This window comes from Bifidobacterium sp. 7101, from assembly GCF_000499285.1.
GTDB lineage: Bacteria > Actinomycetota > Actinomycetes > Actinomycetales > Bifidobacteriaceae > Bombiscardovia > Bombiscardovia apis_A.
In genome coordinates, this window is record NZ_AWUN01000001.1 from 277,894 (window position 1) to 293,623 (window position 15,730).

Below are 15,730 nucleotides of genomic sequence, written 5' to 3' on the forward strand. Positions count from 1 at the left end.
CGTTGCTGAGCGGTCCAGATTGTTTCAGGACTGCTTGCCCAAGGCGATCCGGTCGATCGTCTCCAGCTCCTCCTGGCTGAAGTCGGCCGACTGGACGGCCTTGAGATTGTCCAGGATCTGCTCGGGCTTGGAGGCGCCGATGAGCACCGAGGTGACAGCAGGGTCCCTGAGCAACCAGGCCAAGGCCATTTCTGCCAGACTCTGGCCCCGTTGGCGGGCCAGCTCGTTCAGGTCCTGAATCTGCTTCAGCCGCTGTGGGGTCAGGGCGGACTCCTTGAGGAAGCGGCCGTCGGCCCGAATCCGGCTGTCTTCGGGAATCCCGTGCAGGTAGCGGTCGGTCAGCAGTCCCTGGGCCAGCGGGCTGAAGGTGATCAGTCCCTTCTTCTCTTTCATCACGGCCTCTTTGAGCCCGTTGTCCTCTATGGTTCTGTCGAAGATGGAGTAGCGGTTCTGGTTGATGACGAAGGGGACGTGCATCTCCGTCAGAATGGCCGAGGCCCGTGCCATGGTCGGACCGTCGTAGTTGGACAGTCCCAGGTAGAGGGCTTTGCCGCTGGTGACCGCCTGGGCCAGGGCGCCCATGGTCTCTTCCAGAGGCGTGTCCGGATCAGGGCGGTGGTGGTAGAAGATGTCCACATAGTCAAGCCCTAGCCGTTTCAGGCTCTGGTCCAGACCGGACAGCAGATGCTTGCGTGAGCCGTGGTCCCCGTAAGGGCCAGGCCACATTTCATAACCGGCTTTGGTGGAGATGACCAGCTCCTGGCGATGGTGGCTGAAGCACTGGCGGAGGATGATCCCCATGTTGCGCTCGGCGGCGCCTGGTCCGGGTCCGTAGTTGTCGGCCAGATCGAAGTGGGTGATGCCGTGGTCGAAGGCCGTCGTGCATAGCTCCTGCATACGGTCCAGTGGCATTGTGTCGCCGAAGTTGTGCCAGCAGCCCAGGCAGATGGGCGGCAATTTCAGGCCGCTGTCGCCGCAGCGCCGGTAGGTTGTGGAATCATATCGGCTCGGGTCTGGCTGGTAGGTTTCGCCTTGCGCGCTCATCAGATGCTCCTGACCAAAGTAGGTAGGACCGGCTCGCCCTTCATCAGGCTCAGGGCGTTGATGGGCATCTCCTCAAGTGCCTTGGCCCGGTGCTCCCGGGCATCCAGGACGGCCTGCCCGCCCTGGTACTCCGGCCTGCCCTGGCCATGGTCCACATAGGTGACCAGCAGATCCCGCCAGTCCTGCTCAGGCGTATAGGCCGCCAGCGCCTGTTCGGCGCCCGAGATGACGTGCTCGGCATCGGCCACCCCGTTGTGGTAGGAGCGGTAGGCCAGCTTGCGTCCCGGTACCGAGGCCTTGCCCACCGACTTCTTGGCTACAGCCTCCATGTCCCCATTGGAGTTCTCGCGTTCGGTCAACTTGTAGACCATGGCGCAGGTAGGCGCCCCCGAACCGGTGACCAGCATGGTGCCCACCCCGTAGGAGTCCACCGGGGCATCCTGCAGGGAGGCGATGGCGTACTCGTCCAGATCGTTGGTGACGGTGATGGTGGCCTTGGTGGCTCCCAGGGAGTCCAGCTGGGCGCGGACCTGCTGTGCCAGTGAGCCCAGGTCTCCGGAGTCGATGCGAACCCCGCCCAGCTCCGGTCCGGCAACCTCGACGGCTGTTCTGACTGCCTCCTCGATGGAGTAGGTGTCGGTCAGCAGGGTGGTCCCCTTGCCTAGGGCCTGAATCTGTCCTTGGAAGGCCTCACGTTCATTGTCGTGAAGGAGGGTGAATGAGTGGGCAGCGGTTCCGATGGCCTTGAAACCGTATCGTTTGGCCGCCAGCAGGTTTGATGTCCCCTGGAATCCGCCGACTATAGCCGCTCTGGCCGCTGCCACGGCTGCATACTCGTTGGCACGGCGTGCACCCATATCCATGCAGGGCCGGCCCTTGGCCGCGGTGACCATGCGGGAGGCGGCCGAGGCCACGGCCGAGTCGTAGTTGAGTATGGACAGGATCAGGGTCTCCAGCAGTGTGCACTCGCCGAAGCTGCCCTCGACCTGCAGAATGGGGGAGTCGGGGAAGAATATCTCGCCCTCCCGATAGCCGCGGATGGTTCCGGTGAAGCGGAAGTGCTCCAGCCAGTCGATGGTGGTCTGGCTGACGATGTGACGGTCGGACAGGAAGCGCAGCTCGTCCTCGCTGGGGTGGAAATCCGCCAGCGCGTCCAGAATCCGTCCGGTGCCTGCTACAACTCCGTAGCGGCGCCCTGTCGGCAGATGTCGGGTGTAGACCTCGAAGACGGATTGGCGTCCGGCCGTACCGTCCTGCAGGGCGGCATCCAGCATGGTGTATTCGTACATATCGGTCATCAGAGCCGTGGAGGTTCCGGTGTCCTTACTATTGTTTTCAGCGTTCATATCTTCCCCTTTGTGGGTGGAAAAGCCCTTGGTTGGCACCCAGTCTAATCCTCTGACCGCTTGGCTCGCCCTGCCCTCCCAAGGTCGGGCTAAGCTGGTCCGCATGAGATTCGTCGTGGGCATCTACCGATTGCTGATCGCCTTTTTCTGCCTGGGCGGCACCTACGAGGCCTGGCTGCTGGGGATCGGCAACAAGTGGGTCTATTTTACCTTCCAGACCAATATCGCCCTGGGGCTGGTCATGCTCTGGGCCGGCGCGGCCACCTTGCTAAAGGGCATCCAGCCTCCCGCCTGGCTCAAGGGCTGTCTGACGCTCTACATCGTCATCACAGGGCTGGTGGCCATCCTGGTCCTGGGGCTGAATAGCACGGACTACAAGCTGGTCCTGGGTATACGGACCACTTGGATGATTCACGTCATCAGCCCTATCCTGGCATCGGTGGACTTCCTCTTGTTCGACCCTCATCGTCGTTTCCGCTGGCACAACGTGCTGACCTGGCTGATCTATTTCCCCTTCTACGTGGCTTTCGTGCTGATCAGGGCCGCCATCTGGCCTCATTCGGGACCGGAGCCGGGCGGTAATCCCTACCCCTATGCCTTCTTGGACCTCGGACACCTAGGGTGGGCCCAGCTGATAGTCAACCTGGCTGAGTACCTGGTCGTCTTCTTCGCCCTGTCACTGGTCATCTTCCTGATCGATCGCATCCTGCCGGCCAAGACACCGCTGACCATTGATCGGTAGACGGCTGACGGAATAATGGGGACCAGACCAGGGGAGCCTGGGCGGAACGGGAAAGGATCATCACTGATGGTTGCTATCAAGGACATGCTCCAGGAGGGTGCCGTGCTGCGGCCTGACGGCAGGGCGGCTGATGAGTTGCGGCCGGTCGTCATCACCAGGCATTGGACGGAGGCTCCCGAGGGATCGGTGCTGATTGAGTGCGGCAAGACCAGGGTCATGTGCACGGCCTCCTTCACGCCGACGCTGCCTCGTTGGCGCAAGGACTCCGGGCTGGGCTGGGTCACGGCTGAGTATGCCATGCTTCCTAGGGCCACCAGCGATAGGACTGCACGCGAGTCGGTTCGAGGAAAGGTCGGTGGCCGCACTCAGGAGATCAGCCGGCTGATAGGCCGTTGCCTGCGTGGTGTGGTGGATATGAAGGCCTTGGGTGAGAATCAGATCCAGCTTGACTGCGATGTACTTCAGGCCGATGGCGGCACCCGTACTGCCTCGGTAACCGGCGCCTACGTGGCCATGGTCGATGCCCTCAGATGGGCCCAGGACCACCATCACATCCGTAGCGCCGACAAGGTGACCAAGGATTGCGTCTCGGCCGTCTCGGTGGGCATCATCGATGGCAAGCCCATGCTTGACCTTCCCTATCTGGAGGACAGTAGGGCCATGACCGATATGAACGTGTCCATGACCGGCTCCGGCGATTTCATAGAGATACAGGGAACGGCGGAGCATCGTCCCTTCAATCGTCAGGAGCTTGGCATCTTGCTGGACCTGGCAACCAAGGGGAACAAGGAGCTTCAGGCCGCTCAGCGCAAGGCTCTGGCATCTGACTGACGTCCGGAACAGGCATTTCAGCGAGGAGGACCGGTATGGGGTATGCCAGAAAAGTGGTTGTGGCCACGCACAACGAGGGCAAACTAGGTGAGCTTCGTCGCATACTCGACGGTTTCCTGGCCGATGAGGGGCAGAGGATCGAGCTGATTTCGGCGGGGCAACTGGGGCTGTCCGATCCGGTAGAGACCGGCACCACCTTTCAGGAGAACGCCCTTATCAAGGCTGGGCAGGCTGCTCGTGAATCAGGTCTGCCCGCGCTGGCGGACGACTCGGGGCTGGTCGTTGATGTGATGGGCGCCGCCCCGGGGATCCTCTCGGCACGGTGGAGCGGCCGCCATGGCGACGACCAGGCCAACTTGGAGCTCTTGCTGAACCAGCTGAACGACATACCCGACGACCATAGGGGAGGTCGGTTTGTCTGCGCTGCCACCCTGGTCGTTCCGGATGTGCCGGGGTACGCCGTCCGGGGATCTCAAGTGACCAGGGTCGGCGAGATGCCCGGAAGCATCATCCGCCAGGCACGCGGGGATAACGGGTTTGGTTACGACCCGATCTTCGTGCCTCGTGATCAGCCTCGGCGTGCCAGCGACCGGCATCCGCTGACCTCGGCGGAAATGACCTCGGATGAAAAGAATGCCATTTCGCACAGGGGCAAGGCCTTGGCAGCCATCATGCCGATCCTCATCAGCTGGGTGCTGGGCGACGGCCACATTGGAGACTAATAAATCCTTATAGATTCCGTGCGGTGAAGGGTCGCGGAACATCGACGATCATGCTCTGAGTGCCGGTCGCACTTGAAGCATGCAAAGAAACGCGAAGGTGCGATTTTTTTATCTCTATGATACAGTCGGCGGTATTGGGGACAAGTTAAAAGCAAAGTCGATCTGTTCTAGCAGATGATTCCATCGGGATTTGGGGGTTTCGTATTGAAGCGATTGCAAGAACGGAACAATAAGGGATCACTGCACGTGAACCGTTCGATCATCGCCGTTCTGATAACCCTTCTGGCGACTCTGGCCATGGTTGTTCCGCTAGGGTTGAGCGCTCTGTCGGCCAGTCAGGCCAATGCCGTTGATGGACAGGACGAGACGGCGAGCAGGAAGCCTCTGCTCTATAGGATGTTGGCCTTCAACGACAAGATTGATTCCTGGCAGGATGAGTTGCGCATGGACTTCATCCTGCGCGTGAAACACAACGAGTTCAAGCCGGATTGCGTCGACCTCGGCAAGTCAGACACCGGTGGCAAGGCGAAATGTAATTTATCTTTTATATATCAGTATGTTGGTTCTGATAACCCAGCAAATTACTATCGTATAAGGTATATAAATAGTATAACTCCAGATAATTACCTTGAAAATAACAAAAACGGGCATACATATGATGGAGCTGTAGCATGGGCTGGGAATCATGTGGAGCGCTTTACGGTTCATAAGATAATCAATTCAGGTTTATATGACTACTTGGCCGTATCCATCGAAGGCGACATGAACATTGCGGATAAGTCTACAGATCCCGCAAAATTCGTGGCTGGCGGTCACCCTGAGCCCTTGAATGTCTTTGCCATCGTTGGTGAACAGAATGATGCCCTGTCCTGTGGTAGCTCTTCGTGGGCATGGGGTACCCCCACCTGCTCAACTTTCGATCCAGCCTCCATGAGCAACTTGCAGGATAGATATTCAAATATCACAGCGAGTTTATCGAAGGATAAACAGATGAAAGTGTATATGGGTGACTGCTTGGGTAGCGGAGGAGACGACCTGAAATGCAGTGGTCCATATTCTTGGGTTGGATGGGACTATTGGCCACAACTTTATAACATGTACCAGGCCAACTGGGGCATGGTGACCGATTATGGTTTTCCGGCTTATAGCGATGGTACGGTTGGAAATATAAATGCCACAGCCCCGGGCACGGCTCCGGCACGGTCTTTCTTCGTGTACTGGATGAACTTGCGTGGTCCAGGCAACAAAACCAATGGCATATGTTCTGAGACCAGTTCCTATTACTATCAGTGGGTGGCTCTTAAGGACAGCCAGTGGGTGCCTGTTAAGGAGCTGACTCCTGAGCCGGTCCTGGTGACAGGCCAGCAGCCGAGTCCCAACACTTTGACTACCACCTACGGACTGCAGGGTATGGTCAATACCAATGCCGCTTATAACGTCAATCCGACCGACCCAAAGTATGCAAATACCACCAACGTGCTTTTTGCTACTGATAAGGATGGCAATCCTATGCCTGCTCAGAAAACTGATGGCGGGATTGATTTCAAGGAAGCCAAGGAGAAGCAGGGTCTTGATGGCTATTTCAAGCTGGTGACCTGGCCTGACACCAGGAATTCTGATGGCACGGTATGTACGGCTGTCAGCCCTGAGGTGTACAGCCCCAAGAGCGCTGGTCTTGTGGGGATTGACGATAACATGTCCGCCGTGCAAAAGGATACGAATCTCTCTGCGGGTTGGACGATTGATACTGCTTTTTATAAGTATGATGTGCCTCGTCCTGATGATCCGACAATCACCAAGATCCAGAATGATGCGGATGCCGGCTTGGATGCTTCTGGGAGCGTGTATACGTCGAAGCTTGACCCGATAATCAGTGGTGAGTGCACGCCTTCCAAGGATGAGAAGCATCCTAATACGGTTGTTCTGTATGGAGAGGATCCCACCAATCCGATTGCGGATGGGCAGGGCGCAAATGGCGATGATCTGGTGAAAAGCTCGGACACGTGGGGCTTCAGGCTGGGCGAAGCTGTTTGCGAGACCGACACTGGCAGCAAGCAGGGAGGGTCCTGGTGGATACAGGACACCAATAAGCAGTATCCGTCGCCGGACCCCGGCAACAAGTACAACGGCTACAGGCGTTATCACGCCTGGGTGGTTGAGTCCACGTCAGGGTTCGGTCTGACCTCCTACTTCTCGAATGTTGGCACGGCTTATTTCGTCTCGGGCGAGAACGTGCCGGATGCAAGCAAGTTCTCGGTCACGGTGCCCCATACGGTCAACGGGAGCCTGCCGACGGGTTCGGTGGTCACGTTCAAGGGTCAAGTGTCTCCTGTGTACACGGCCTGGTCGTCGGGAGGGCTGGGGATGACGGATTCCAGGATGGTCGTTTCGATGAAGCAGAAGACCGCCTCGGACTGGACCGGTTTGCTGACCACTCCGGCCAACACCTTCCAGAGGGATGCGGCTGCCGGCACTGCTTCTTCCGTCGCAGATTCCACGACGGGCCTCACGCTGAGCCTGACCAAGACAACGGCATCCGCCTGGTCCTGGACCTTGAACATCCCTGCCAATAAATTCACCGGCTACAACGGCGACGACGAAACGCAGACATACACTTTCAGGGTTGAGATGATTAACCCGGTGAACATTCATTCAGACCCGGCGTCCATAGATCGGAAGGTCGACATGACGCCCACGGCGCTTACTTTGGAGCGGTACGACGTCTTCCAGATAGCGGGCAAGGCCTACAAGTATGTGGATGGGGATACGAAGGTTCCCGAGACCAAGGGGACCGTGGTCCACATAACCTGGCCCGGCAATGGCAATAACAGCACCGATGTCGTTGTTGAGGACAATGGTTCATGGCAGTCGGTTCCGCCTGAGGGCATCAACCAGGGTGAGTTCTCTGCTCAGGTGCTCTCAGACGACGCTGAAGGCGCTGACGCGCAGGGGAGGTTCCAGGGCGGGAACCAGTCGGCCCCGGTGTCGCATGAGCTGGAGTTCCGTCCTTCCAACTCGGCTTTGCCGCTGACCGGCGGATGGCCGCTTTCCGTGCTCAGGATCCTGTCGCTGATTGCGTTGGGTCTGGTCGGCTTCGTGGCCTGCCTGAGGAACAGGCAGGAAAGCCGGCACTGATTCTCGCGGCATAAGTCAGGGTCCGCCCTCATCATTCCAACTATGGAGTTGAGCGCGGGCCCTGACTTTTTTAATACCCGGATTGCTGCCGTTGCGTCACTCACGCCTGTTGGGTGCCCTCCGAAGAAGACAACAAATTGCTTCTCTTCAGCTGGTTTCCCGTCAGCTGGTTGCGGTCCTGCCGGAGTCAAGACTTTGGACAGCCGCAAAACACCCTCTCTGAATCCCAGATTGTGCCTTCTATCTCTGTACGCTTTAAAGCCGTAATGAAAAAATGAAGACGCATTGTTGTGCTCTATGTGCAGTTGTCTTAATTGGGGATAAGTCAAAAGCGGAGTTGATCTGTTCTATCTGTCCTGGAGCATGATTTCATTGTGGTTTGGGGGGTATTGTATTGAGGCGTTTGCGGGAATGGGGCAATAGGAGATCACTGCATGTAAGCCGTTCGATCATCATCGTTCTGGTAACCCTTCTGGCGACGTTGGCCATGGTTGTTCCGCTTGGGCTGAGCGCGCTTTCGGCCAGTCAGGCCAATGCTGTTGATGGACAGGATGAGACGGCCAGCAGGAAGCCTCTGCTTTATCGGATGTTGGGCTACAACAATAAGATTGATGCCTATCAGGATGAGCTGCGCATGGACTTCATCCTGCGCGTGAAACACAACGAGTTCGACCCTTCCTGCGCCGATGGTACCAAGGGTGCCGACACCAAGGGCAGTTGTAATCTGGCTTTCGTCTATCAGTACAGGGGTTCAGAAAACCCAACATATTATCGCAGAATAAAGTATCTGAACACCATAGCTTCGGCGTCATCCTCGGATAAGCCCTGGTCCGGAGCCTCCAAGTGGGCGCAGAACAGGGATGAGTACTTCACCGTACATACGATAATCAATTCCGGTCTATATGATTATCTGACCGTTTCCATAGAGGGTGATCTGGCACTTAAGAATACTGCTGATGCGTCATATTATCAACCTGGTGGAGCCAACGAGCCGGTGAATATCTACGCAGTTGTCGGACAGCAGAAAGGGGCACTATCCTGCCTTGCTCCTGGTACTCCATGGAATTGGGTCGCCGGAATCGATGACTGTGGCATTTTTAACCCTGATACCATGATTAATGCGCCGGACAGGGTATCCAATATTACTTCAACCTTAACGGCAAATGGCAAGAACTTCACCCTGTATATGCAGACATGCCAAGGGAAAGGCGCTGATCTTCAGTGCAGCGGCCCGTATTCTTGGGTAGGCTGGGATGGCAATCCGTTACTCTATGGAGGTAGTCAGTCCAACTGGGGCATGGTAACCGACTATGGTTTTCCTGATTACAATAGCCTTACTCTTGGGAAAATGCCGGGCTCTGATGCGGGCGTAGCTCCGCCCCGCTCTTTCTTTGCGTACTGGCTGAATGTGCGTGGCAGCACTATCTATAATCCTGATGGCATATGTTCTGAGACCAATTCGTATTATTACCAGTGGGTGGCTTTGAAGGACAGCGAGTGGGTGCCTGTTGATGAGTTGACACCTGAGCCGGTCCTGGTGACGGGCCAGCAGCCGTCTCCCAATTCGTTGACTACCACGGTAGGCGCGGAAGTCCAAGTCAGTAAGTATTCGGCTTTCAACTTGCCCAAACAACCGACAAATCCCAATGAGATGTTTGCCACTGACAAGAACGGCAATCCTATGCCTGCTCAGAATGCTGATGGCTCTATCAATTTCAAGGAGGCTAAGGCCAAGCAGGATCTTGATGGCTATTTCAAGATGGTCACCTGGCCAGTCACCACCAATCGGGATGGCAGCGCTTGTACCGTCAGCCCTGAAGTGTACAACCCTGATCAAAAAGGTCTCGTCGGGATACGTGACAACATGAACAGTTCGGATGTAGAACGGAATATTGCTGCGGGCTGGACGATCAATAGTGCCTTCTATCAGTATGATGTGCCTCGTCCTGATGATCCGACGATCACCAACATCCAGAATGATGCAGATGGAAGTTTGAATGCTTCGGGCAGTGTGTATACGTCGAAGCTTGATCCAGTAATCAGCGGTGAGTGCACGCCCTCCAAGGATGCTGCGCATCCAAACAAGGTTGTTCTCTACGGGGAGGATCCCGCCAATCCCATCAGTGACGCGCAGAGCCAGAACGGCGGAGACTTGGTGAAGACCGCGGACACGTGGGGGTTCAGGCTTGGTGAAGTTGAGTGCAAGGTCGATCCCAAGAGCAAGCAGGGAGGGTCCTGGCAAATACAGGACACCAATAAACAATACCCGTCGCCGGATCCTGGCAACAAGTACGACGGGTACCGACGGTATCATGCCTGGGTGATTGAGTCTATCTCCGGGTTCGGCCTGACCTCCTTCTTTTCGAATGTCGGGACGGCTTATTTCGTTTCGGGCGAGAACGTCCCGGATGTAAGCAAGTTCTCGGTCACTGTGCCTCATACGGTCAACGGGAGCCTGCCCTCGGGTTCGGTCGTCGTATTCAAGGGTCAAGTGTCGCCTGTGTATACGGCCTGGTCCTCGGGAGGGCTGGGGATGACGGATTCCAGGATGGTCGTTTCGATGAAGCAGAAGACCGCCTCGGACTGGACGCCCCTGCTGACCACTCCGGCCAACACCTTCCAGAGGGATGCGGCTGTCGGCACTGTTTCTTCCGTCACGGATTCCGCGACGGGCCTTACACTGGGTCTGAACAAGACAACGGCATCCGCCTGGTCCTGGACCTTGAACATCCCTGCCGGCAGGTTCAGCGGGTACAACGGTGGAGATGACACACAAATGTATGATTTCCAGGTCGAGCTGGTCAACCCCATGAACACTCCCTCGGGCCCTGCATCCATCGAGCGGAAGGTCGATATGACACCAACTACACTGACCTTGGAGCGGTACGACGTCTTCCAGGTGGCAGGCAGGGCGTACAAGTATGTAAATGGGAATGCGAAGGTTCCTGAGACCAAGGGGACCGTGGTGCATGTGACTTGGCCTGACAATAGTCGCACGGATGTCACTGTTGGGGACCAGGGCTTGTGGCAGGCGACTCCGCCTGAGGGCGTCAACCAGGGTGAGTTCACAGCTCAGGTGAATTCCGATGACGCCGAAGGCGCTGACGCGCAGGGCAGGTTCCAGGGCGGGAACCAGTCGGCTTCGGTGCCGCATGAGTTGGAGTTCCGTCCTTCCAACTCGGCTTTGCCTTTGACTGGCGGATGGCCGCTTTCGGTGCTCAAAATTCTGCTGCTGATGGCATTGGGCCTGGTTGGCTTCGTGGCCTGCCTGAGGAACAGGCAGGAAAGTCGGCACTGATTCTCGCGGCATAAGACAGAGCCCGTCCTCATCCTTCCAATTCCATGGAGATGAGCACGGGCCCTATTTTTTAAAATTCCTGTGCTGTCGTTGCCGAAGCAGTATTCGCCCCAATCCAGAGTGGTCGGAAGAAGGCAAGATCTACTTCTCATCAGCTGGTTGCTGGACCTGCCAGGGTCAAGAACTTGAACGGCTGCAAAACACCCGACTTGAATCCCAGATATTGCGCTTAATTTCTGTAGCCTTGAAAAGGCAAAGAAAAATATAGATGCATTGTTGTGCTCTATGCGCAGTTGCCTTAATTGGGGGTAAGTCAAAAGCAGAGTTGATCTGTTCTAGAGCATGATTTCATTGTAATTTGGGGGGTTTTGTATTGAAGCGTTTGCAAGAACGGGGCGCTAAGGGTTCACAAGGTGTGAGCCGTCCGATAATCGCCGTTCTGGTAACCCTTCTGGCGATGTTGGCCATGGTTGTTCCACTTGGGCTGAGCGCGCTTTCGGCCAGTCAGGCCAATGCGATCGATGGGCAGGACGAGACGGCCAGCAGGAAACCTCTGCTTTATCGGATGTTGGGCTACAACAACAAGCTTGATTCCTATCAGGATGAGCTGCGCATGGACTTCATCCTGCGCGTGAAACACAACGAGTTCGACCCCTCTTGTGCCGATGCTACCAAGGGTGCCGACACCAAGGGCAGTTGTAATCTGGCCTTTGTCTATCAGTACAAGGGGTCAGATGATACTTCCTTTTATCGCAGAATAAAGTATCTGAACACCATAGCTTCGGCATCATCCTCGGATCAGCCCTGGTCCGGAGCCTACAAGTGGGCACAAAATCAAGATGAGTATTTCACCGTGCATACGATAATCAATTCCGGTCTATATGATTATCTGACCGTTTCCATCGAGGGTGACCTGGCGCTTAAGAACACTGCTGATGCGTCATATTATCAGCCTGGTGGGGCCAGCGAGCCGGTGAACATCTACGCAGTTGTTGGCAAACAGGACGACGCACTATCTTGTCTTCGTCCAGGCAATTCATGGAGTTGGAGCTCTGGAATCGATAATTGTCGCAATTTTAACCCTGACACCATGATTAATGCGCCGGACAGGGTATCCAACATTACCTCAGCCTTAACGGCAGATGGCAAGGATTTCACCCTGTATATGCAGACATGCCTGGGCAAGGGCGCTGATCTTCAGTGCAGCGGCCCGTATTCTTGGGTAGGCTGGGATGGCAACCCAGATCTTTATGGAGGCAGCCAGGCCAACTGGGGCATGGTAACCGACTATGGTTTTCCTGACTATAAGAGCACTACTACTGGGGCAATCGCCGGCACTGCTCCGGGCACAGCCCCGGCACGATCCTTCTTCGTGTACTGGCTGAATGTGCGCGGTAGCACTAGCGATAATCCTGATGGCATCTGTTCCGAGACCAATTCCTATTATTACCAGTGGGTGGCTCTGAAGGATAGTGAATGGGTGCCTGTTGATGAGTTGACCCCTGAGCCGGTCCTGGTGACGGGCCAGCAGCCGTCTCCCAATTCGGTCACCACCACGGTTAGCAAGGCAGCCCAAGTCAGTAAGTATTCAGCTTTCAACTTGCCTCAACAAGCGGATAATCCTAATGAGATGTTTGCCACTGACAAGAACGGCCAGCCTATGCCTGCTCAGAAGGCTGACGGCGGGATTGATTTCAAGGAGGCCAAGGCCAAGCAGGATCTTGATGGCTATTTCAAGATGGTCACCTGGCCAGTCACCACCAATCGGGACGGTAGCGCTTGTACCGTCAGTCCTGAGGTATACAACCCTGAACGGAAAGGTCTCGTCGGGATACGTGACGGCATGGACAGCTCGGATATAGAACGAAATATTGCTGCGGGCTGGACGATCAATAGTGCCTTCTATCAGTATGATGTGCCTCGTCCTGATGATCCGACGATCACGAAGATTGAGAACGATGCCGACAGCGCTCTCGATGCTTCGGGGAGCGTGTATACGTCGACGCTTGATCCGGTGGTCAGTGGTGAGTGCACACCCTCCAAGGATGCCGCGCGTCCCAACAAGGTTGTTCTCTATGGCGAGGATCCTGCCAATCCAATTGCGGGTGGGCAGCGTTCGAATGGTGAGGACCTGGTGAAAGCCGCGGACACGTGGGGGTTCAGGCTGGGCGAGACTGTCTGCAAGGTTGATCCCAAGAGCAAGCAGGGAGGGTCCTGGCAGATACAGGACACCAACAAGCAGTATCCTTCACCGGACCCAGGCAACAAGTACAGCAGCTACAGGCGGTACCATGCCTGGGTGATCGAGTCTATCTCCGGGTTCGGTTTGACTTCCTTCTTCTCGAACGTCGGGACGGCCTATTTCGTCTCCGAGGAGAACGCACCGGATGCGACCAAACTCGCGGTCACTGTGCCTCATACCGTCAACGGGAGCCTGCCGGCGGATTCAGTTGTTGTGTTCAATGGTGAGGCGTCTCCTGTGTATACGGCCTGGTCCTCGGGAGGGCTGGGGATGACGGATTCCAGGATGGTCGTTTCGATGAAACAGAAGACCGCCTTGGACTGGACACCCCTGCTGACCACTCCGGCCAACACCTTCCAGAGGGATGCGGCGGCTGGCACTACGTCTTCCGTGGAAGATTCTGCAACAGGCCTCACGCTGGGCCTGAACAAGACAACAGCATCCACCTGGTCTTGGACGCTGAACATACCCGCTGACAGGTTCAGCGGCTACGACGGCAGCGACGAGAAGCAAATGTATGATTTCCGCGTTGAGATGGTCAATCCGACGAGCAGCCGTTCAGAGCCGGCGTCCATTGAGCGGAAGGTCGACATGACGCCGACTACGCTGGTCTTGGAGCGGTATGACGTCTTCCAGGTGGCTGGGAAGGCCTACAAGTATGTGGACGGGGATAGGAAGGTTCCCGAGACCAAGGGCACCGTGGTGCGTGTGACCTGGCCCGGCGGCAGCGGCACGGATGCGGTTGTGGGGGACCAGGGTTCATGGCAGGCGGTTCCTCCTGAGGGGATCAATCAGGGTGAGTTCTCTGCCCAGGTGCATTCCGATGATGCCGAGAGCCCTGATGCCCAGGGCAGATTCCAGGGCGGGAACCAGTCGGCTTCGGTGTCTCACGCGCTGGAGTTCCGTCCTTCCAACTCGGCTTTGCCTCTTACCGGCGGTTGGCCGCTTTCGGTGCTCAAGATCATGCTGCTGATGGCATTGGGCCTGGCCGGTTTCGTGGCCTGCCTGAGGAACAGGCAGGAAAGCCGCCACTGATTACGGCAGCATAAGATAGGACCCGTCCCCGCCTCATGTAGTTGAAAGGATGGGTGGGGAAGGGGTTCTGACGTTGTCCAACCGACCACCATCCCTAATGCAGACTGTGATTAGTCAAGATCATGGACAGCCGCGAAACACCCTATCTGAATCCCAGATCACGCTTTCAGTCTCGGTACTCTTAAAGCATGTAAAGGGAAAAGAAGATGCCATAAATGAAGATGCAGCACTTGTGCTCTAGGGTTTCGTGGCCTGCACCGGGGACCAATCAAGCGTGCAGTCCATCTGATCCCGGAGATGGTTGCATCGTGGTGTGGGGGGTAGCGTGTTGAACCGATTGCATGAAAGGGGCAATAAGGGTCCACGGCATGTGGATCGCCCCATTGTCGCTCTTTTGATAACCCTTCTGGCGACCCTGGCCATGGTTGTTCCTCTGGGACTGAGCGCTCTGTCGGCCAACCAAGCCAATGCCATCGATGGGCAAGGCGAGACGGCTAGCAGGAAGCCGCTGCTCTATAAGATGCTTGGTTACAACGACAAGATCGATTCCTACCAGGATGAGTTGCGCATGGATTTCATCCTGCGCGTGAGGCATAACGATTTCGATCCTAATTGCGCCAATGCTACCAACGGTGCCGATACCCAGGGTACTTGTAATTTATCCTTTGTGTATCCGTTCTGGGGTTCGCAAAATCAAACCTGGTATCGCAGGATAAAGTATTTGAACACCATAGCTTCAGCATCATCCACAGATAAGCCTTGGTCTGGAGCCGCCAAGTGGGCGAAGAATAGGGATGAGTACTTCACAGTACATAAGATAATTAACTCTGGTTTATATGACTACTTGGCTATTTCCCTTGAAGGTGATTTGAACCTCAGGGATAGTTCCTCCGATCCTTCATACTATAAAGCTGGTGGTACAAGCGAGCCCTTAAATATCTTCGCGGTCGTTGGCCGACAGCAGGGAGCACTGTCGTGTGGTAGTCCAGGTTCTCCCTGGAATTGGAATTCCGGAGTTGATGAGTGTGGCAGTTTCGATTCTAAAACCATGATTAATGCGCCGGATAGAACATCCAATATTACCGAATCTTTAACGGCGAGCGGCAAGAACTTCAAGCTGTATATGGGGGACTGCCTAGGCTCGGATGCTAATCTTCAATGCAGCGGACCGTACTCCTGGATCGGATGGGATGACCAGCCGAAGCTCTACGATGGGAATCAAGCTAACTGGGGCATGGTGACCGATTATGGCTTTCCCGCCTATTCTGACGTTGATGATGGAAACATTGTTGGAAATGTCAACGGTACTCAACCAGGGGTGGCACCGGCACGCTC

The 15,730-nt window shown here is 56.1% G+C and carries 8 protein-coding genes; 6 read left to right on the forward strand and 2 right to left on the reverse strand.

Going from position 1 to position 15,730, the window contains the following annotated elements:
- Positions 1-24 precede the first annotated feature (24 nt).
- Together P272_RS0101120 and P272_RS0101125 are read right to left on the reverse strand one after the other, a co-directional pair.
- Entirely contained in the window at positions 25-1,044 is a 1,020-nt protein-coding gene (locus tag P272_RS0101120; protein ID WP_029677732.1) for an aldo/keto reductase, read from the reverse strand.
- Positions 1,044-2,390, reverse strand: coding sequence for a nicotinate phosphoribosyltransferase (locus P272_RS0101125; RefSeq protein ID WP_044097627.1), 1,347 nt, complete (start codon positions 2,388-2,390; stop codon positions 1,044-1,046). Before P272_RS0101125 ends, P272_RS0101120 begins: the two co-directional genes overlap by 1 nt.
- Before the next feature lie 103 nt (positions 2,391-2,493).
- Between P272_RS0101125 and P272_RS0101130 the strand changes: the two genes are divergently transcribed.
- From P272_RS0101130 to P272_RS0101160, 6 genes are all read left to right on the forward strand, one after another.
- A complete protein-coding gene (locus tag P272_RS0101130) occupies positions 2,494-3,132 on the forward strand; it encodes a Pr6Pr family membrane protein (RefSeq protein WP_029677734.1) in 639 nt (212 codons plus the stop codon).
- Between the two features lie 66 nt (positions 3,133-3,198).
- Positions 3,199-3,963 (forward strand): ribonuclease PH, encoded by a 765-nt coding sequence (gene rph / locus P272_RS0101135; RefSeq protein WP_015021386.1) that lies wholly within the window; start codon positions 3,199-3,201, stop codon positions 3,961-3,963.
- Positions 3,964-3,998: 35 nt separating this feature from the next.
- The gene (rdgB, locus tag P272_RS0101140) at positions 3,999-4,685 is read left to right on the forward strand and encodes an RdgB/HAM1 family non-canonical purine NTP pyrophosphatase (RefSeq protein WP_029677735.1); all 687 of its coding nucleotides are present in this window, start codon (positions 3,999-4,001) and stop codon (positions 4,683-4,685) included.
- Between the two features lie 174 nt (positions 4,686-4,859).
- The gene (locus tag P272_RS09655) at positions 4,860-7,820 is read left to right on the forward strand and encodes a hypothetical protein (protein ID WP_081708978.1); all 2,961 of its coding nucleotides are present in this window, start codon (positions 4,860-4,862) and stop codon (positions 7,818-7,820) included.
- Between the two features lie 487 nt (positions 7,821-8,307).
- Positions 8,308-11,118, forward strand: coding sequence for a hypothetical protein (locus P272_RS09010; RefSeq protein WP_253269635.1), 2,811 nt, complete (start codon positions 8,308-8,310; stop codon positions 11,116-11,118).
- A gap of 415 nt (positions 11,119-11,533) precedes the next feature.
- The gene (locus P272_RS0101160) at positions 11,534-14,395 is read left to right on the forward strand and encodes a hypothetical protein (RefSeq protein WP_029677739.1); all 2,862 of its coding nucleotides are present in this window, start codon (positions 11,534-11,536) and stop codon (positions 14,393-14,395) included.
- The last annotated feature ends 1,335 nt before the right edge of the window (positions 14,396-15,730 follow it).